Origin of the sequence: Clostridium tunisiense TJ (assembly GCF_000300195.1) — a bacterium.
In the GTDB taxonomy this organism is placed as follows: domain Bacteria; phylum Bacillota; class Clostridia; order Clostridiales; family Clostridiaceae; genus Clostridium_J; species Clostridium_J tunisiense.
The window spans coordinates 37,606-53,305 of record NZ_AMQH01000016.1; the positions used below are offsets into that span (position 1 = coordinate 37,606).

The 15,700-nt window shown below is 32.7% G+C and carries 13 protein-coding genes; 2 read left to right on the top strand and 11 right to left on the bottom strand.

Features of this window, described 5'->3' with window-relative positions; genetic code table 11:
- Positions 1–51 precede the first annotated feature (51 nt).
- The 3 genes from C661_RS0116850 to C661_RS0116860 all read right to left on the bottom strand — a co-directional run bounded on the left by C661_RS0116850 (position 52) and on the right by C661_RS0116860 (position 2,600).
- Positions 52–954 carry a sensor histidine kinase gene (locus C661_RS0116850; protein WP_017416523.1) on the bottom strand — a complete coding sequence of 301 codons (903 nt, stop codon included), beginning with the start codon at positions 952–954 and terminating at the stop codon, positions 52–54.
- A gap of 4 nt (positions 955–958) precedes the next feature.
- The gene (locus tag C661_RS0116855) at positions 959–1,657 is read right to left on the bottom strand and encodes a response regulator transcription factor (protein ID WP_017416524.1); all 699 of its coding nucleotides are present in this window, start codon (positions 1,655–1,657) and stop codon (positions 959–961) included.
- 370 nt (positions 1,658–2,027) lie between these two features.
- A complete protein-coding gene (locus C661_RS0116860; protein WP_017416525.1) occupies positions 2,028–2,600 on the bottom strand; it encodes a flavin reductase family protein in 573 nt (190 codons plus the stop codon).
- A gap of 439 nt (positions 2,601–3,039) precedes the next feature.
- Between C661_RS0116860 and C661_RS0116865 the strand changes: the two genes are divergently transcribed.
- Positions 3,040–4,347, top strand: a complete 1,308-nt coding sequence (locus C661_RS0116865; RefSeq protein ID WP_017416526.1) for an alpha-L-fucosidase — start codon at positions 3,040–3,042, stop codon at positions 4,345–4,347.
- A 202-nt stretch (positions 4,348–4,549) separates the two neighbouring features.
- Here the strand turns inward: C661_RS0116865 and C661_RS0116870 are convergent, their stop codons facing one another.
- The 3 genes from C661_RS0116870 to C661_RS0116880 form a co-directional block, all read right to left on the bottom strand.
- Complete coding sequence (locus tag C661_RS0116870) at positions 4,550–4,891, bottom strand: nuclear transport factor 2 family protein (RefSeq protein WP_017416527.1); 342 nt, start codon at positions 4,889–4,891, stop codon at positions 4,550–4,552.
- Position 4,892: 1 nt separating this feature from the next.
- The gene (locus C661_RS0116875) at positions 4,893–6,275 is read right to left on the bottom strand and encodes an MATE family efflux transporter (protein ID WP_017416528.1); all 1,383 of its coding nucleotides are present in this window, start codon (positions 6,273–6,275) and stop codon (positions 4,893–4,895) included.
- A gap of 440 nt (positions 6,276–6,715) precedes the next feature.
- The gene (locus C661_RS0116880; RefSeq protein ID WP_017416529.1) at positions 6,716–7,351 is read right to left on the bottom strand and encodes a hypothetical protein; all 636 of its coding nucleotides are present in this window, start codon (positions 7,349–7,351) and stop codon (positions 6,716–6,718) included.
- A gap of 824 nt (positions 7,352–8,175) precedes the next feature.
- On the opposite strand from C661_RS0116880, the gene C661_RS0116885 reads away from it, so the two are divergent.
- Positions 8,176–9,351, top strand: a complete 1,176-nt coding sequence (locus C661_RS0116885; RefSeq protein ID WP_017416530.1) for an MFS transporter — start codon at positions 8,176–8,178, stop codon at positions 9,349–9,351.
- 187 nt (positions 9,352–9,538) lie between these two features.
- Here C661_RS0116885 and C661_RS0116890 read toward each other — a convergent pair whose 3' ends face one another.
- The 5 genes from C661_RS0116890 to C661_RS0116915 all read right to left on the bottom strand — a co-directional run bounded on the left by C661_RS0116890 (position 9,539) and on the right by C661_RS0116915 (position 15,542).
- Entirely contained in the window at positions 9,539–10,381 is an 843-nt protein-coding gene (locus C661_RS0116890) for a class I SAM-dependent methyltransferase (RefSeq protein ID WP_017416531.1), read from the bottom strand.
- A gap of 618 nt (positions 10,382–10,999) precedes the next feature.
- Entirely contained in the window at positions 11,000–12,973 is a 1,974-nt protein-coding gene (locus tag C661_RS0116900) for an ABC transporter permease (RefSeq protein ID WP_017416533.1), read from the bottom strand.
- Positions 12,966–13,733, bottom strand: a complete 768-nt coding sequence (locus C661_RS0116905) for an ABC transporter ATP-binding protein (RefSeq protein ID WP_017416534.1) — start codon at positions 13,731–13,733, stop codon at positions 12,966–12,968. The genes C661_RS0116900 and C661_RS0116905 overlap by 8 nt, the downstream gene beginning before the upstream one ends.
- A gap of 122 nt (positions 13,734–13,855) precedes the next feature.
- Entirely contained in the window at positions 13,856–14,869 is a 1,014-nt protein-coding gene (locus C661_RS0116910; protein WP_017416535.1) for a sensor histidine kinase, read from the bottom strand.
- Complete coding sequence (locus C661_RS0116915) at positions 14,847–15,542, bottom strand: response regulator transcription factor (RefSeq protein WP_017416536.1); 696 nt, start codon at positions 15,540–15,542, stop codon at positions 14,847–14,849. The genes C661_RS0116910 and C661_RS0116915 overlap by 23 nt, the downstream gene beginning before the upstream one ends.
- Positions 15,543–15,700 lie beyond the last annotated feature (158 nt).

A 15,700-nucleotide genomic window follows, 5' to 3' on the forward strand; every position in this document is an offset into this window, starting at 1 on the left:
CTTACACATAACTTTAGAAGTTCTTACTTTTTTCTTAATTTTTGGAAGCATCTAATCCTTTGATGGAAATTCTATTATAAACTTTGTATATTCACCAACAAGACTTTCAGCAGATATATTTCCTCCTTGAGCCTCCACAAGCCCTTTAACAATGGAGAGTCCAAGACCACTCCCTCCACTACTCCTAGCACTATCACACTTGTAAAGCCTGTCAAATATATGTGGAAGTTTATCAGGATCGATGCCTTCTCCATTATCACTAATAATTACTCTAACACAGCCATTAGTATTTTCTATAGAAAGGCTTAACCGCTTCCCACCATGAGCTATTGCATTTTGAATTAAGTTGGATAAAATCCTTGTATATGCTTCTTTATCTAAACTTACAAACAAATCATCATCAGATATACTTCCTTCAAGGCTTATGTTCTTTGCTTCAAACATTGGAAGAAAATCAATTAATATCTCTCTGGTTACTTCGTTAATGTCTATTTTCTCTAGATTAAGCTTCATTTCATTAGAGTTAATCTTAAACCACTGAAATAGTGCATCCACAAAGTTTTTCAAGTCATAGGCTTTCTTTTTAGCAATCTTTATGTATCTTTCCTTTTCTTCTCCAGAAACAATGTCCTTTTCTAGGGCATCTAAATATCCCATTAAAGAAGTAAGAGGGGTTCTCACATCATGAGAAAGACTTGTTAATAGTTCCTTATTAGATTTCTCCACGGCTTCAAGCTTTGAAATTTGATTTTGATAACGAGCTAAAATCTCATTGATTTCAAAGCAGACTTCTGAAGATATTCCGCTACCCTGAGCAAAGGCCTTGCGATTTTCACCTTTTTTTACAGATCTTAAAGCCGCTAAAATTTCCTTAGATTCTTTTCTTTTCTGTAGTGAATGGAAAATGAGATATAGGTTTAATAATAGTAGCAAAACAAGTATAGCTGTTGTCATAACCCTACTCTCCTCCAAACTTATAGCCAACACCCCATACTGTTATTATAAAAGCAGGCTGATCAGGATTTAGCTCTATTTTCTTCCTTAGTCTACGAATATGTACCATAATATTGTTATCATCAAAGGCATACTCATCTTCCCAAACATTTTTATAAATTTGTTTTTTTGTAAATACCCTTCCCTTGTTCTTTGCTAGAAAAGCTAAAAGGTCAAATTCTTTAGCAGTTAAATCAACCTTTTCTCCTTTCACTAGCACTTCCCTTGTAGGTATATGAATTTCTAAATTTTCAAATACTAACTTTTCTTCCTGTTTTTCAGTGCCAAAGGAATTTAAGTGGGTATATCTTCTTATGAGAGATGCTACCCTTGCCACAAATTCACTGGTACTAAAAGGCTTTGTTAAATAATCATCTGCGCCAAGGCGAAGTCCAAGAACCTTATCCACTTCCCTATCCTTTGCAGTAAGCATAAGCACAGGTACACCACTTACCCTTCGTATTTCTGAAAGCACATCAAAGCCATTGATTTTAGGCAGCATAATGTCTAGGACAATTAACTGATAATTATCCTTTAAAGCCTCATTTAAACCCTCTTGCCCATCATGCTTCACCTGAACTTTATAGTTTTCTAGCTCCAAGTACTTTTTAAGAAGCTGGCTCAGTTCAACATCATCATCTATAATTAAAATATTATGATTCAAAATTGCACCTCCAATAAACCCTTATGCCTTACAGTGAAAATTTCACCTTAATTATATTATTGCCATTTTCCACTAAACGGCCTTTTGAAGAAATCATTGGTATAATAAATAAACTAAATTGTTCCTAAAAAGTAATTTTCAGTTTTATTTAATACATCTACGGTTTCTTCCAAATTCAAGGTTAATTATAACACTATTACTTCACCTTTTAAAATCCATAAATTACAATTAATTAGCACTTACACCACTTTAAAGGTACATAATATAAAATAAAAAAGGTACAAGCTTACCAGGAAGCTTATACCTTCTAATATTAATTGTAATATAAAAACTTGCGAAATAACTTCAACAGCCACTTAATTCTAAAAAATTACTTTAAGAAAGCTTTAGAAAAGTTTTTAGTTCTTTTCTCCGTATATCTATATGCACGTTTTGCACTATCTCCAACATAAAGAACTGGATCTAGGCTTTCATAAATTAAATGTCCTTCTTCATCTAAAAGTTCATTAGCAACACATCTACCTTTAACTTTTGCTAATATATTAGTGATGTGAGGATATTCATCATTTTCAATTACATCTGTTAAAGAACATTCAATAGCCACCAAACATTCATCAATTATTGGTGCATTTACCACCTCTGATTTTATAGGAGTTAAATTTAATGCCTCAAACTTATTCACATTACGCCCTGAAGCAAAGCCGCAATAATCTATTTCCTCCATCATTGTTCTATCAGGTATGTTAATAACAAAATCCTTAACCTTTTTAATTTCATTTATGGCAAAACCTTTTCTTCCAAAACCTAAGGCTACCATATCCATTAAGCTATAGGAAGATGATATTGTAGTAATGTTAGGAACACCCTTTTCATCATAAAAGCTTACAAGAAAGACTGGAAACCCATAATACATCTTACTAAAATCAACTCTTGTTTTTTCCATTTCTACTCCTCCTCATTTATCGGAAACCAAAGTGAAAACTTACCTCATGAAAAGAACTCCTAGGTTCTCTTAAGCTTTTCAAGCCGAATTATGTTCGTCATAAATATAATTCATGGTTAATAAAGCAAACTTTCACCTTGAAACCTATATGTAATCCTACTTTACTTAGATTTAACTAATCTATAGGTATTATAGCAATTATTAATTTGCAACACCGTGACTTTTATCACACCTTGGTAATTAATGGATAAAAGTAGTATATTTATCTTCTATTACTAATTTAGTATTCTTAGTAAATTAACCTAGTATGCTATACAACTTTATGAAGGTATGGCAGCTTTTAACTTTTAACTATTGAAAAGTCTAATGCCTAGCATTACTATTATATTTATTACTATATAATTAACATGGGATTATTAGTTTAATTGGGGGAATTAAAATGAGCATTATTAAAGATAAAAAGCAACATATTCAGTGGTTTCAAAATTCACGATTTGGCATGTTCATCCATTGGGGGCTATACTCAATTCCTGCTAGAGGTGAATGGATTAGATCTTCAGAAAGAATTTCTAAAGAAGATTATCAGCAGTACTTTGAAGAATTTAATCCAGTAAATTTTAATCCAAGGCTCTGGGCTAAAGCTGCAAAGGAAGCTGGGATGAAATATGCTGTAATGACCGCAAAACATCATGACGGCTTTTGCCTCTTCGATTCTAAGCTTACTGATTACAAAGCTACTAATACTAAACTCAAAAGGGATTTTATAAAAGAATTCCTAGATGCCTTTAGAGCTGAGGGCCTTAAAGTAGGCTTATACTATTCACTTCTTGATTGGTATCATGAGGATTATCCTGCTTATGGTGACCGCCACCACCCTATGCGTGGTAATGAGGCTTATAAAGATAAATCTTATGATTTTCATAGGTACCTTGATTATATGCATGGTCAAGTCCGTGAGCTTTGCACTAACTATGGAGACATAGACATTATGTGGTTTGACTTTTCTTATGATGATATGGCAGGTGAAAAGTGGCGTGCCACAGAACTGGTAAACATGGTTCGTTCACTTCAACCTGGAATAATTTTAGACAATCGTCTTGAAGCAAGCGGTGAAAGCTATGGAAGTATTAAAACTTTAAATCCCAGTATTTATTCTGGAGATTTTGCCTCTCCTGAGCAAATAATACCTCCTGAAGGAGTTACAGATGAGGTAGGAAATCCAATTCCTTGGGAAGCTTGTATAACCATGAACAATCACTGGGGATATTGCTCAACAGACAACCTTTATAAACCTACAAAGCAAATAATAAGAAAACTAGTGGAATGTGTAAGTAAAAATGGAAATGTTCTTCTCAATGTAGGACCTAACGCCCTTGGAGAATTCCCTCCAGAAGCTACACAACTACTTTCTGAAATAGGTCAATGGATGAAGGCAAATAACAAGGGTATTTACAACTGTCAGAAGTCACAATTTGAAAAACCTGAATGGGGCTATTACACTCAGAATAAAAATTTGTTATATGCTCATATCTTTGAAGGTAATATCGGTGCCCTTCCTCTTATAGGCTTAAAAAATAAAGTGAAAAAGGCAAGACTTTTATCCGATGGTTCTGAAATAAAGTTTTGTGATGGCTGGAACACCAAAGAGTTTGAAAAGGATTTATTTATTAACTTCGGACCTATTGACACTGCAACTTATCCCCTTCCTAATCCAATTGATACAGTGGTGGAGTTAGAGTTAATTTAGCTTGTAGTGTTTTAGCTTATTAAGACAATAGTTTTTTAATGAGATGATGTTTTCTCCTATATAGCTAGGCTGAAATATGAATACTCTAATATAGCTTATTAACATTAATCTAAAACCTTTAGAAACCCTACAAAAATTTAAGTATTATATTATAAGTAAAAAGGTATAAAACTCAAAATGAATTTTATACCTTTTCTCTATGTTATTCTCTTGCAAACCAAACATTGATAATTAAATCATCTTTCACTTCATACATGGCTATAACGCTACTTTTAACCTCTTCTTCTCCTTGAAGTACAGTAACATTTTCATGGTCTATCACATAATTACCTAAAGTAATTCTATTAGAAATATCAGCATGTAACCCTGGAGTTTCAAATCTTTTAGCATATCTTTCACGCAAGGCATCTAAACCACTTAAAAATGGAGTAGCTTCTCCTAGATTATAAATTTTAATATCCCTGCTATAGGTCGAGGCAAAACCCTCTAAATTATGATTATTATAAAAATCTAATTGTTTTTGAACTACTTCTACTGGAGTCATTCTAATCCACTAACCCTTTCTTTCTCCACTTACCCTTTTTAAAGAAAATGGTAGTTATTATGGCTCCTAGGGTCCAGGAAACCACTAGAGAAATAAAGGTGGATTCAGGCCTTCCCGTAGGATAAAGATCACTACGAGTTAAGTAAGCAATACCATAAGCCACAGGTACCCTAAGGATAACTGTAGTAATTAAGGAAATCCACATTGGTGTCATGGTGTCACCAGCGCCACGCATTACTCCAGATAAACTTTGAGTTACTGCCATTGCAATATAGCCTACTGCAAGGATTTGCATCATATGCATACTTAAATCAACTAGTTCCTTTGTGTCAGTAAATACTCCCATAAGAGGTCTACCAAACATTAAAATCAAAATAGTTATTGTAGTGGAAACTGCAACAGCAATCTTAGTTCCAGATTTAGTTCCTTCATTTACCCTGTCCATCTTTTTTGCACCTATATTTTGACCTGCATAGGTGGTCATGGCACTACCAAAAGTAAAGTTTGGCATCATGGCAAAGCCATCTACACGCATTACAATAACATTACAAGCTATAACCATCTCTCCAAAACTATTAGTAAGAGATTGAACCACAATCATTGCAAGGGAAAATATTGCCTGAGTAAATCCTGATGGAAGTCCAAGTTTTATAAGCTTAACTGAAAATTCCTTGTTAGGCTTTAGCATTTTTAAATTTAGATCAAAGATGTTTCTCATCTTAAGCAGTTTAATAATACAAAGTACTGCTGATATACCTTGGGCTATTATTGTAGCTAAAGCAACCCCTGCAACTCCCATATTAAGTCCTGCAACAAACCAAATATCAAGGATTACATTAAGTACAGTTGCAACAAGTAAAAATACTAATGCAGATACTGAGTCTCCAAGTCCTCTAAGAACTCCAGCTAAAATGTTATAGTATGCAAAACCTGCAATACCTACAAAATAAATAATTAAATAATCTGCACACCAATCAATTATAGAAGCTGGTGTATTCAGAAAAGTAAGCAATGGCCTTGTTACTATAGGCCCAATAATCATAATTATTACAGATGCAATAGCTGTAAGGGTAATACATACCCCAATAGTATGAGAAAGCTTTTCCCTATCCTTTGCACCAAAATATTGGGATACCATAATCCCAGCTCCTGTAGCTATTCCAACGAAAAGTACTAGTAAAAGATTTAGTATTGGAGATGCACTCCCCACCGCAGCAAGAGCATTATCTCCCACATATTTTCCTACTATAATAGAGTCAGCAGTATTATAAAACTGTTGTGCTATATTTCCTATTAACATAGGTACTGAAAATTCTACAATTCTCTTCCAAGGAGTCCCTTCTGTCATATCCTTAGCCGTAAATAAACTTCTAAATTTCCCCATTTCTACCTCCTAGACAAATTCTAAATTATAATAATTAAAACAATATATACCCAAAGCTTGTCTGCTACATTTTCACCTTACCTCAACCAACAAATTCACATTATCATAACCCATAAGAGCATAACTAAATATTATTGGACTTTTTATCTTGAAAACATCACAAATAAACTATCTTGTTCATATATATGAATTTTATTCGAACTAAATTTAAGCTTATCTTAATTATAATAGTTTGTCAATTTTCATTTTATCCTATGAAATCAGAGCCTAAATTGTTATAGAAGCTTCAATTTTTCCTATCCCTTATTTCCAAATTCTATTTATGCCTGCCTTGGTGATTTAGCTATCTTTAGAAGTTGCCACATACTCAACTAGCTTAGTTAACCTCTGCCACATTTCATAGCCAAAGGAGTGTGAAAACACTTACATCTTTGTTATTTTTAATATAACTTCTCATTTAATAAGGTTGTAATCCTTCTCAGCATAAACTTATTACTATTAATATTATGAAATAAGGTTTCTATTTCTTCACAGCTAAGCTCCATCATATCCTCTAGCTCATCAACCATATCATCTTCTTCATATTCCTTTATCAAAGCACTTCCTACAGAGCTTATATTCTCATATACGCTAAGTTCAAGAAATAAGCCTTCCCTAAAATCATTTTCCAAAGATATTTTACTTAAAAAGTTTTTAATTTCATCAAAAGTTGCATCCTTATCCTCTAAGTTGTCCACTTCTTCAAACCATCTAATATAATCTTCTACAGCTTTTTCATAGCCCTCTTGTGCTGCATTCTCTAATATTCCTATGGTTTCATTATATTCACACACATCTATATAAACTTCTCCATCCTTAAGCCCCATATTCTTTGAGATAATAATTGATGGTATAAGCACATACTTAATAAAGGCATATAGATTTTTCTTAGTAGTGCAACATACCCAATGTCTTACCCAATTATTGCTGTATTGATTTGCTAAGGTATACCTAACTATATAACCATCTTCAGTGATGGGAATTTCCTGTTTATTATTAATCCAATTTCGCCAATAAGCTATTTGATTCTCACTCATTTACTATTACTCCTTAATTAGGCATCTGAAAATAAATAATTAGTCAAAGATGCGAAGGATATTTTGAGTTAGACCAGGAAACAGGTTCCTTAGATAGTTGGGCTATCTAAGGGTTCTGTTGACGCAGTATAACACAAAATAGACAAGCATACTGACTCATTTATTTTTTGAAGATGCCTCATGTTAATTTATTACTATTTCCACAGTTTATTCTAGCACTTTCCAGAGATTTTTCCTATATGATTATTTTATTCTTCCTTAAATTTGTTGCTTTTTGATTGTAGTGAATCACAATTATATCTACCCTATAAGCTTTCTTGCTTCAATAATGCTTTAGAAATGAATAAAATTAGCTTTCACTCTGAAATTAAGAGATGAATAAGCAGAAATTTTGTTTGATACCTTTGAAGAGTTTATTTATCAAACAAGTTAGAACAGATAGATTAAAATTTATAAACCTAAATTGATTTCAATGAAGATTATACGGATTTTTATTCATAAAGTCTTATAAATATATAAGTTGCTGAAGTATACTGAAAATGCTAATATATAGATATAAATAACAATTAAGTACTGCTCTCAACTATTGTGGGCAGTTTTGCTCTGTTTAATAGCTAAGAAATAAGATATTTAAAGGGTTCCATGATAGAATTTTAACTTATTCAGCTTCATAACCCCTTAAGGGAACCAGGGTAGAACTCATGTATAAGTTAAGTTCTGGCTTTGCTTCCCTATAAAAAGTAAAAATTCAAAACATATTATTTTAACATTGAGAACCTAAAACAAAAAAAATTTTCATTTAGAATTTAACATGAGGTGTTGTCTTGAATAAAAAAATAATTTACTTAACCTGTACTATGTTTCTTATGAGCCTTCTAGCTAATATGGGACATCCTGTTACTCCTGAGCTGGTAGTAAGCTTAAAAATGTCTTCCTTCATGTATGGAGTAATGTTTGCTGCTATGTCCATTGCTGGCTTTGTTATGTCACCCATTTGGGGCAGTCTTTCAGATAAATATAAAGATAGACGTCTATTTATGTACATACCTACCATAGGCTATGGCCTTGCTCAGTTAGGTTTTGGTTTCTCTACTTCAGTGCCTATGATAATCTTCTTTAGAATCCTTGGAGGGGCATTCTCTTCCTCTGTGTTCACAAATGCAATTGCTTATATTATAGATGAGACAAATATTGAAGAAAGAAACAAAGCAATTGCAAATTATACAGCTATAACTGGTTTTGGGGTATCCATAGGGTATTTAACTGGAGGTTATATTGGAGCAAAGGATTATCATTATGCTTTTGCTTTTCAAGCAGCAGGACTACTTATTCACGCTGTACTCATGAGGCTATTTTTACCAAAGAGTCAGGTTCATAGTAAGGTACAAGAAGCTTCACAAGAAAACTTAAAGGGATCTTTTAAAGCTAGCTTTAAAACTTATCTTTCAACTTCTTTAGGAGTTTTACTTTTAATAGTGCTTTTAACTTCCTTTTCAAATACAACTTACTCAAATGGTATAAACTATTACCTAAAGAAATATCTAAACTTAAATCCACTACAGATAGGCTACTACATGGCCTTTACAGGTATCATCGGAATGATAGCAAACATTTATCTAACTCCAAGACTATCTAGAAAAATTGGGGATAAGAAATCTTTAAAATACGTTTTTCTAGCAATTGGAATATCTCTTATGATCATTGGTATGCAGGAAAATATACTTGCTAAATCAACTATAGGTGTGTTTGTATTATTTATCTTTGTGCTTTCTATGTTTAACCCCTTACTGCAAGCAATGGTATCTAAGCATAGTAAAAATCAGCATGGAAGAATAATGGGACTACAAAGTTCCATAAACTCTGTGGGTATGGTGGGAGGTTCCTTATTTTCAGGAGCCCTAATGGATACCTACCCAAAGATTTCTTTCATGGTAGCAGCAACACTATTTTTAATTTCTTATTTAATAGTTCAGTTTAATAAAAAATTGAGTAGTAAATAACTACGTTATATTAAATAAAGCTATGTGGTAGTCACATAGCTTTTCTTAATATAACGTAGTTCTTTCTTAAATAAGGTTACACTAAAGTTAGCCTTAATTTTTTTGCTTTCAATAAATCTTATAGGAAAAACACCTACTTATTTAATTTAAGTTAAACTCATTTCTGTTCAGCTGCTATAAACATTCCCTATGGAGTAATCTTCTCTGCCACTATAGTAAAGGTCTTTGGAATTCCCTTATCAAAAGTATCTGAAGATAAGTTAGGTTCTTCATCTAAACCTTTAATAAAAAAGCCTTCTTTAGCAACAGAAGTAACTATCTCACCCAGATTCCATTTACGAAGAAGAACTTTCTTTGGTTCTTCATTATCAGTTAAATATTTTGAGTAAGATATATCCTTTTCCTGTAGAGATACATCAAAATAATCTCCAGTTACCTTATGCTTACGTACTTTGGATGTTGATCCCCTTGAAGAAATAAGTTTAGTTGTAACTGGATGAAAATCTCTAATTACTAACATTCCATTGACACGTAAAAGCTTATAAATAACATTCATAAAAGGTTTCAGGTCTGTAAAGTAGTGTAATATGCCCATTTCAGCAAACACTATATCATAATCACCCCTAAACAAGTCTTGGGGTAATTTTAGCACATCAGATAAAATATAATCTATTTTTACACCTGCTGCTTCAGCTAACTCCAAAGCATAACGCTTGTTACCCTCTGAAAAATCAACTACAGTAACATTGGCACCCAAAAGAGCTAGTGCTACTGCCTTACTTCCGTTTGACCCCATTAAATTCATAACTTTCTTGCCCTTCACATCAACAAATTTACTATAAAGCACAGAAAGAGTTTTCTCAGGGTTTATTTTAATTTTTGAGGCAGCTTCATAGGGTTCTCCAAACCTATGTATCCAAGCATCATAAGTTTCCTTATTCCATGCCTCTTCATTTGTATCAATACATACCTCTTGTGCATCACTATGTGTTACTTCAGAATTCTCTATGTTTTTATATTCTTCTTTCATGTTAATCAACTCCAACTTTATATTTATCCATTAGTTATATAGCATAATTTAAGTTATCACAATTTACAAGTATAATTTACCTCCATTATACATCTAGTAAACATTATAATGCTATTGTTTGTAGTATACCTCATCTCAGCTGCTTTAAGTTAAGGCATCTTCAAAAAATAAATAAGTCAATCTGCTCATCTATTTTGTGCTATACTGCGTCAACAGAACCCTTTGATAGCTCCACTATCTGCGGAACCTGTTTCCTTGTCGGCACAAGCCTGCTTGTGAACACAAAATAGCTTTCACATCTTTGACTTGTTATTTATTTTCAGATGGCTAAGTTTTAACATATCAATAATCTTATTTCTCACACTTACAGGAGATTTCACCACCACATAAGGCCCTAAGGATAAGATTTTTCTTACATATGCGCTATTATATTTATCCATGGATATAATTAACAGACAAAAACTTTGCAAAAAAGAAAGCCCTAATGAAAATTCATTAGAACTTTTAAAATTTCTACTAATATAATTTAATAAAGTTTTTGGTGAAGTTAATACTAAGTATTGCATAGACAATGGGATTCTGCCATGTTCTTCATTTGACCTTAAGCTTCTGGATAAATCAACTAACAATTTTGTAGTAAACTTTTGAAGTAAGCACATACACAATACCATAAAAAATAGTAAAGACACAAATTGTTCCAGCTGTACAATATACAAACAGTGTAACATTAGTGAGATTTAATACTTCCAAAAGCTTTACTATAACCTTAAAGGCAAAAGCAATATGAATAATAGCTGTAAGAAGCGGAAGGAAAAATACCATAAGCACTTGGCTGTTAATTGATTTCTTTATTTCCTCCTTACTCATTCCAACCTTTTGCATAATTTCAAAGCGTTCCTTATCATCATAGCCTTCTGAAATTTGTTTGTAGTAGATAATAAGCACAGTGGCCATAATAAAGAGTGCTCCAAGGAATATACCTAGGAAGAAAAGACCTCCGTAGACAGAAAAGAAAGATACTCTAGATTCTTCCAAACCTTCACAGTTCCCATCAACAGATAACTCTTTTATTTTGCTATTAATCTCTTTAGTCAATGCAATTTCCTCTTCAGCATTGCTATCAGTATCAAAGGCAAAATAATAAGATAACTCACCAATATTTTTAGAAGCTTCAGTACTTGAACTGAATATTTTTTTTATTGTATTTTCGTCGGGAACCACAACAAAGTAACCCTTTGAAACTACTGAAGAAGCAATTCCATCTACTGTCATAGTATTTATACGCTCTTTAATTTTAAACTCATTACCTAAAATATTAATACTATCTTCAGCTATTTCTCCTCTATAAGTGTAAATGAGCACTTCATCTTCTTTTAAAGTAATAGACTTATTTTCCATGTGATTATATTCACTTAAGGGTATAAATTCTAAGAAGCCCAAGTCCTTTGTGATTATATCTTTGTGATAATCTGTGAAATGATTCTTATCTTGAATTGTAGCTAAATCTAAAGATCGATATTTAACTACATTTTTTATAGCAGTGCCCTGTTTTTCTGCCTGCTCTTTTATCATAGAAGTAAGTTCTTCTGCCCTTTCTTTTGATATGTTTTTTGCACTTATTGAAATATCTCTTGGATATCTAGTTCTAAGCACATCCTCCATACCAATATATAGGGATACTGTAGTAGACACCATCACTAGAACTGTAGTTGAAAGAATACAAATGTTAGCAAGTCCTATTGCATTTTGTTTCATTCTATAAATCATACCAGACACATTTATAAAATGATTGGTCTTATAATAAAATTTCTTATTCTTTCTAAGTGCTTTTAAAAGAGCTATGCTTCCTGCAGTAAATAGAGCCCAAGTTCCTACCATAACAAGAATTACAGCCATAAAAAAGCTACTTAGTGCTGCTAAAGGAGATTCTGTAGTTAGGGCAATATAGTAACCAGTTCCAAGACTGATAAGACCAATTAGTGTAAGAACCCACTTTGTCTTTGGCTCTTTTTCCCCAACTTGACCACCTTTGAGAAGCTCTACAGGGTTTGAGAGATGGATCTGTCTTAGATTATTCATAAGGATTAAGATAAAAGTAACCCCAAATAAAACAGCGGTTTTAAATAAAGACTGATTCGAAATAAAAAAACCCATGGGTACCTTAAAGTTCAAAATCTTAAGAAGCACTAAAAACATAAGCTTGCTTAATGCAATTCCTAAAATAAGTCCTAATGCCATAGTTATAAGGGCTACGAAAAAATTTTCCCAAAACAACACTTTAGCAATATGCTTTTTCTCCATACCTAGTATATTATATAAACCAAGTTCCTTTTTACGCCTTTTAATAAGAAAGCTGTTGGTATAAAAAAGAAAAACTACGGAGAAGAACCCAATAACATAAGTTCCAAATTTCAGTATAGTTTTAAGTTGGTCTCCCCCAGACATAACTTCTAAGCCTTGATTTACAGATATAAACTCCATAATATAAAACATAGCAGTAATACAGATACAAGTTAACATATACGGAAAGTAAGTCTTTCCATTCTTTTTAATATTAATTACAGCCAACTTTTCATAGAACATCTTACTCAAATCGATCACCGCCTGTAGCAATTATAGTAAGGGTATCAGAAATCTTTTGATACATTTCTTCCTGACACATGGAAGCCCTATAGAGCTGATGAAATACTTCTCCATCCTTAATAAAAAGTACGCGACTTGCATGACTGGCTGCTTTTGTACTGTGAGTAACCATTATTACAGTTTGCCCTTCTTTATTTATATCATTAAATAAACGCAAAAGCTCATCACTAGAGTGAGAATCTAATGCTCCTGTAGGCTCATCTGCAAGGATAAGCTGTGGACTCGTTATTAAAGCTCTAGCAACGGCAGCTCTTTGCTTTTGACCTCCAGAAACTTCATAAGGATATTTTTCCAAAATACCATCTATGCTAAGCTTCTTTGCTATAGGTTTTAACCTGTCATTCATTTCATCAAAGGCTTTCCCAGATAAAACAAGGGGCAAAAATATATTATCTTTCAATGAAAAAGTATCCAGAAGATTAAAATCCTGAAATACGAAACCTAAATTGTCACGGCGAAATTTAGATATTTCCTTTTCCTTGATGTTCCTGCTACTTATACCATTAAGAACAACCTCTCCATTTGTAGGCTTATCAAGAGCTGCAATAATGTTTAGCAATGTAGTTTTACCTGATCCAGACTCCCCCATGATAGCTACATATTCACCTTTTTCCACTGAAAATGATACATCAGATAAGGCTTGAACATGATTTCCTCCAAAACGACTGGTATATATTTTTTTAAGTTTTTTTACTTCTAATATTGACATTATTTATTCAACCTCCAAAATTCTTATCCTGTTCAGTATAACAAAAGGAAGAAATGTCTACCTTAACTTTGGCTTACACTTCTTCCCCTAACCTTACGTCTTCGTAAGGTTGAAATAAAAATTTATTCTATACCCACCTGAATTGTTTCTAAATTAATTTTTACCTTTGTGCCTTCATCAACCCTTGATTCTATGCTTATACCGTGGGAAAGCTTATTTAGAATCTGCTTACAGAGGTATAACCCAAGACCCGTAGACCGCTTATCCCATCTCCCATTATAACCTGTAAACCCTCTTTCAAATATACGCGCTAAATCCTCTTCCTTTATACCAATACCCGTATCTTCTATAACAAGAGTCTTTTCAGAAGCACCATCCATATATATTGAAATAGTGCCTTCCCTAGTATACTTCAAGGCATTTGATAAAAGCTGCTCAATAGCGAATAATAGCCACTTTTCATCGGTTAAAACCTCACAATTTAGGTCTTTAAAGTCCATCTTAATCCTCTTCCTTATAAACATTCTTGCATATTTTCTCACTGCTTGCTTTACTATATTATCAAGACTTTGACTTTTTAACACAAGATCAGATGACATGCTTTCAAGTCTTAGGTACTGCAATACAAATTCTACATACTGTTCAATCTTAAATAGCTCCGTAGAAAGTTCTGAGCTTAATTCGTTGTCTTCTGTCTGAAGGATTAAGTGTATTGCTGAAATAGGGGTCTTAATTTGATGAGCCCATAAAGTGTAATAATCTATTAAGTTACTTTGATTTACCTCTGCATTATGAGTAATTCCAAGATTTTGCTTATAAATAATAGTAAGCAAATCGTAGTAATCTCTTTCAATTATGTCCTTAGGCTGAGGAAGATTATCAAATTTAAAAGCAATATTGTTTTTTAAGTCCTGAAGTAGTTTATGCTTCCTGTATAGACTTAGAAAATCTATAATTAGAAGAACAACTGCTACAATTGCGCAGAGAACACTAGCATAGACTATGGGTTCTGTAGGAACATTATATAAGAAAAATACCAGTGCGAAGGTTAAACAGCACAAAATCAAAAGAATACTTCCTTTTAGTCGAGCTTTTAAATAAAAAAGCACAAGATTAAAAACGTCTTTTTTCTTCATATGATTCCACCATATATCCTACACCCTTTTTAGTTTTAATAAAATTCAATAATTCTATATCCTGCAACTTCTTGCGCAGCCTTGTTATATTGACAGTTAAGGTGTTGTCATCTATATAACTATCTGTTTCCCAAAGCCTTGTCATAATAGTATCTCTTGACACAGTCTTGCCTTTGTTTTCTATAAGAATCTGCAGTATCCTGTTTTCATTTTTCGATAGCTCAATTTTATTCCCCTTAAAATTCAAAGTGGAGTCGCTGGTATTAAGTATTGCACCTCTATGCTCAAGAAGATTAGTCTGTCCAGCAAAATCATAAGTACGGCGTAATAGTGCCTGGACCTTTGCAGTTAGCACATTAAGGTCAAAGGGTTTTGCTATAAAATCGTCTCCCCCCATATTCATAGCCATAACTATATTCATATTGTCTGAAGCAGATGAGATAAAGATAATAGGTACCTTGGAAACCTTTCTAATTTCATTACACCAGTGAAAGCCATTAAAAAAGGGCAGAGTAATATCTAAAAGAATAAGCTGAGGATCATAGGAAGCAAAAAAAGAGAGCACATCCTTAAAATCAGTTATACATTCTGCTTCATATCCCCAGGACTTTATATGTTTTTTTACTGTTTTAGCAATTATTAAATCATCTTCTACTATAAGAATTTTATACATTTACTACTCTCCTCAAACACTTTTTCCAAATAATAGCTTAATTATATCATACTTAATACCATTGGTTAAATTCTTATAATAAACCTTCACAAACTTCTTATTTCTTGTATTACCCTTTAAAGTTATATAAAATTAAATATGTAATTACAAATAAAGGA

What these genes read in the sequence shown, in the direction of transcription:
- C661_RS0116870 (WP_017416527.1), bottom strand. Translation starts at nt 4,891, where the DNA reads ATGACTCCAGTAGAAGTAGTTCAAAAACAATTAGATTTTTATAATAAT.
- C661_RS0116890 (WP_017416531.1), bottom strand. Translation starts at nt 10,381, where the DNA reads ATGAAAGAAGAATATAAAAACATAGAGAATTCTGAAGTAACACATAGT.
- C661_RS0116910 (WP_017416535.1), bottom strand. Translation starts at nt 14,869, where the DNA reads ATGAAGAAAAAAGACGTTTTTAATCTTGTGCTTTTTTATTTAAAAGCT.
- C661_RS0116915 (WP_017416536.1), bottom strand. Translation starts at nt 15,542, where the DNA reads ATGTATAAAATTCTTATAGTAGAAGATGATTTAATAATTGCTAAAACA.
- C661_RS0116880 (WP_017416529.1), bottom strand. Translation starts at nt 7,351, where the DNA reads ATGAGTGAGAATCAAATAGCTTATTGGCGAAATTGGATTAATAATAAA.
- C661_RS0116905 (WP_017416534.1), bottom strand. Translation starts at nt 13,733, where the DNA reads ATGTCAATATTAGAAGTAAAAAAACTTAAAAAAATATATACCAGTCGT.
- C661_RS0116865 (WP_017416526.1), top strand. Translation starts at nt 3,040, where the DNA reads ATGAGCATTATTAAAGATAAAAAGCAACATATTCAGTGGTTTCAAAAT.
- C661_RS0116860 (WP_017416525.1), bottom strand. Translation starts at nt 2,600, where the DNA reads ATGGAAAAAACAAGAGTTGATTTTAGTAAGATGTATTATGGGTTTCCA.
- C661_RS0116850 (WP_017416523.1), bottom strand. Translation starts at nt 954, where the DNA reads ATGACAACAGCTATACTTGTTTTGCTACTATTATTAAACCTATATCTC.
- C661_RS0116875 (WP_017416528.1), bottom strand. Translation starts at nt 6,275, where the DNA reads ATGGGGAAATTTAGAAGTTTATTTACGGCTAAGGATATGACAGAAGGG.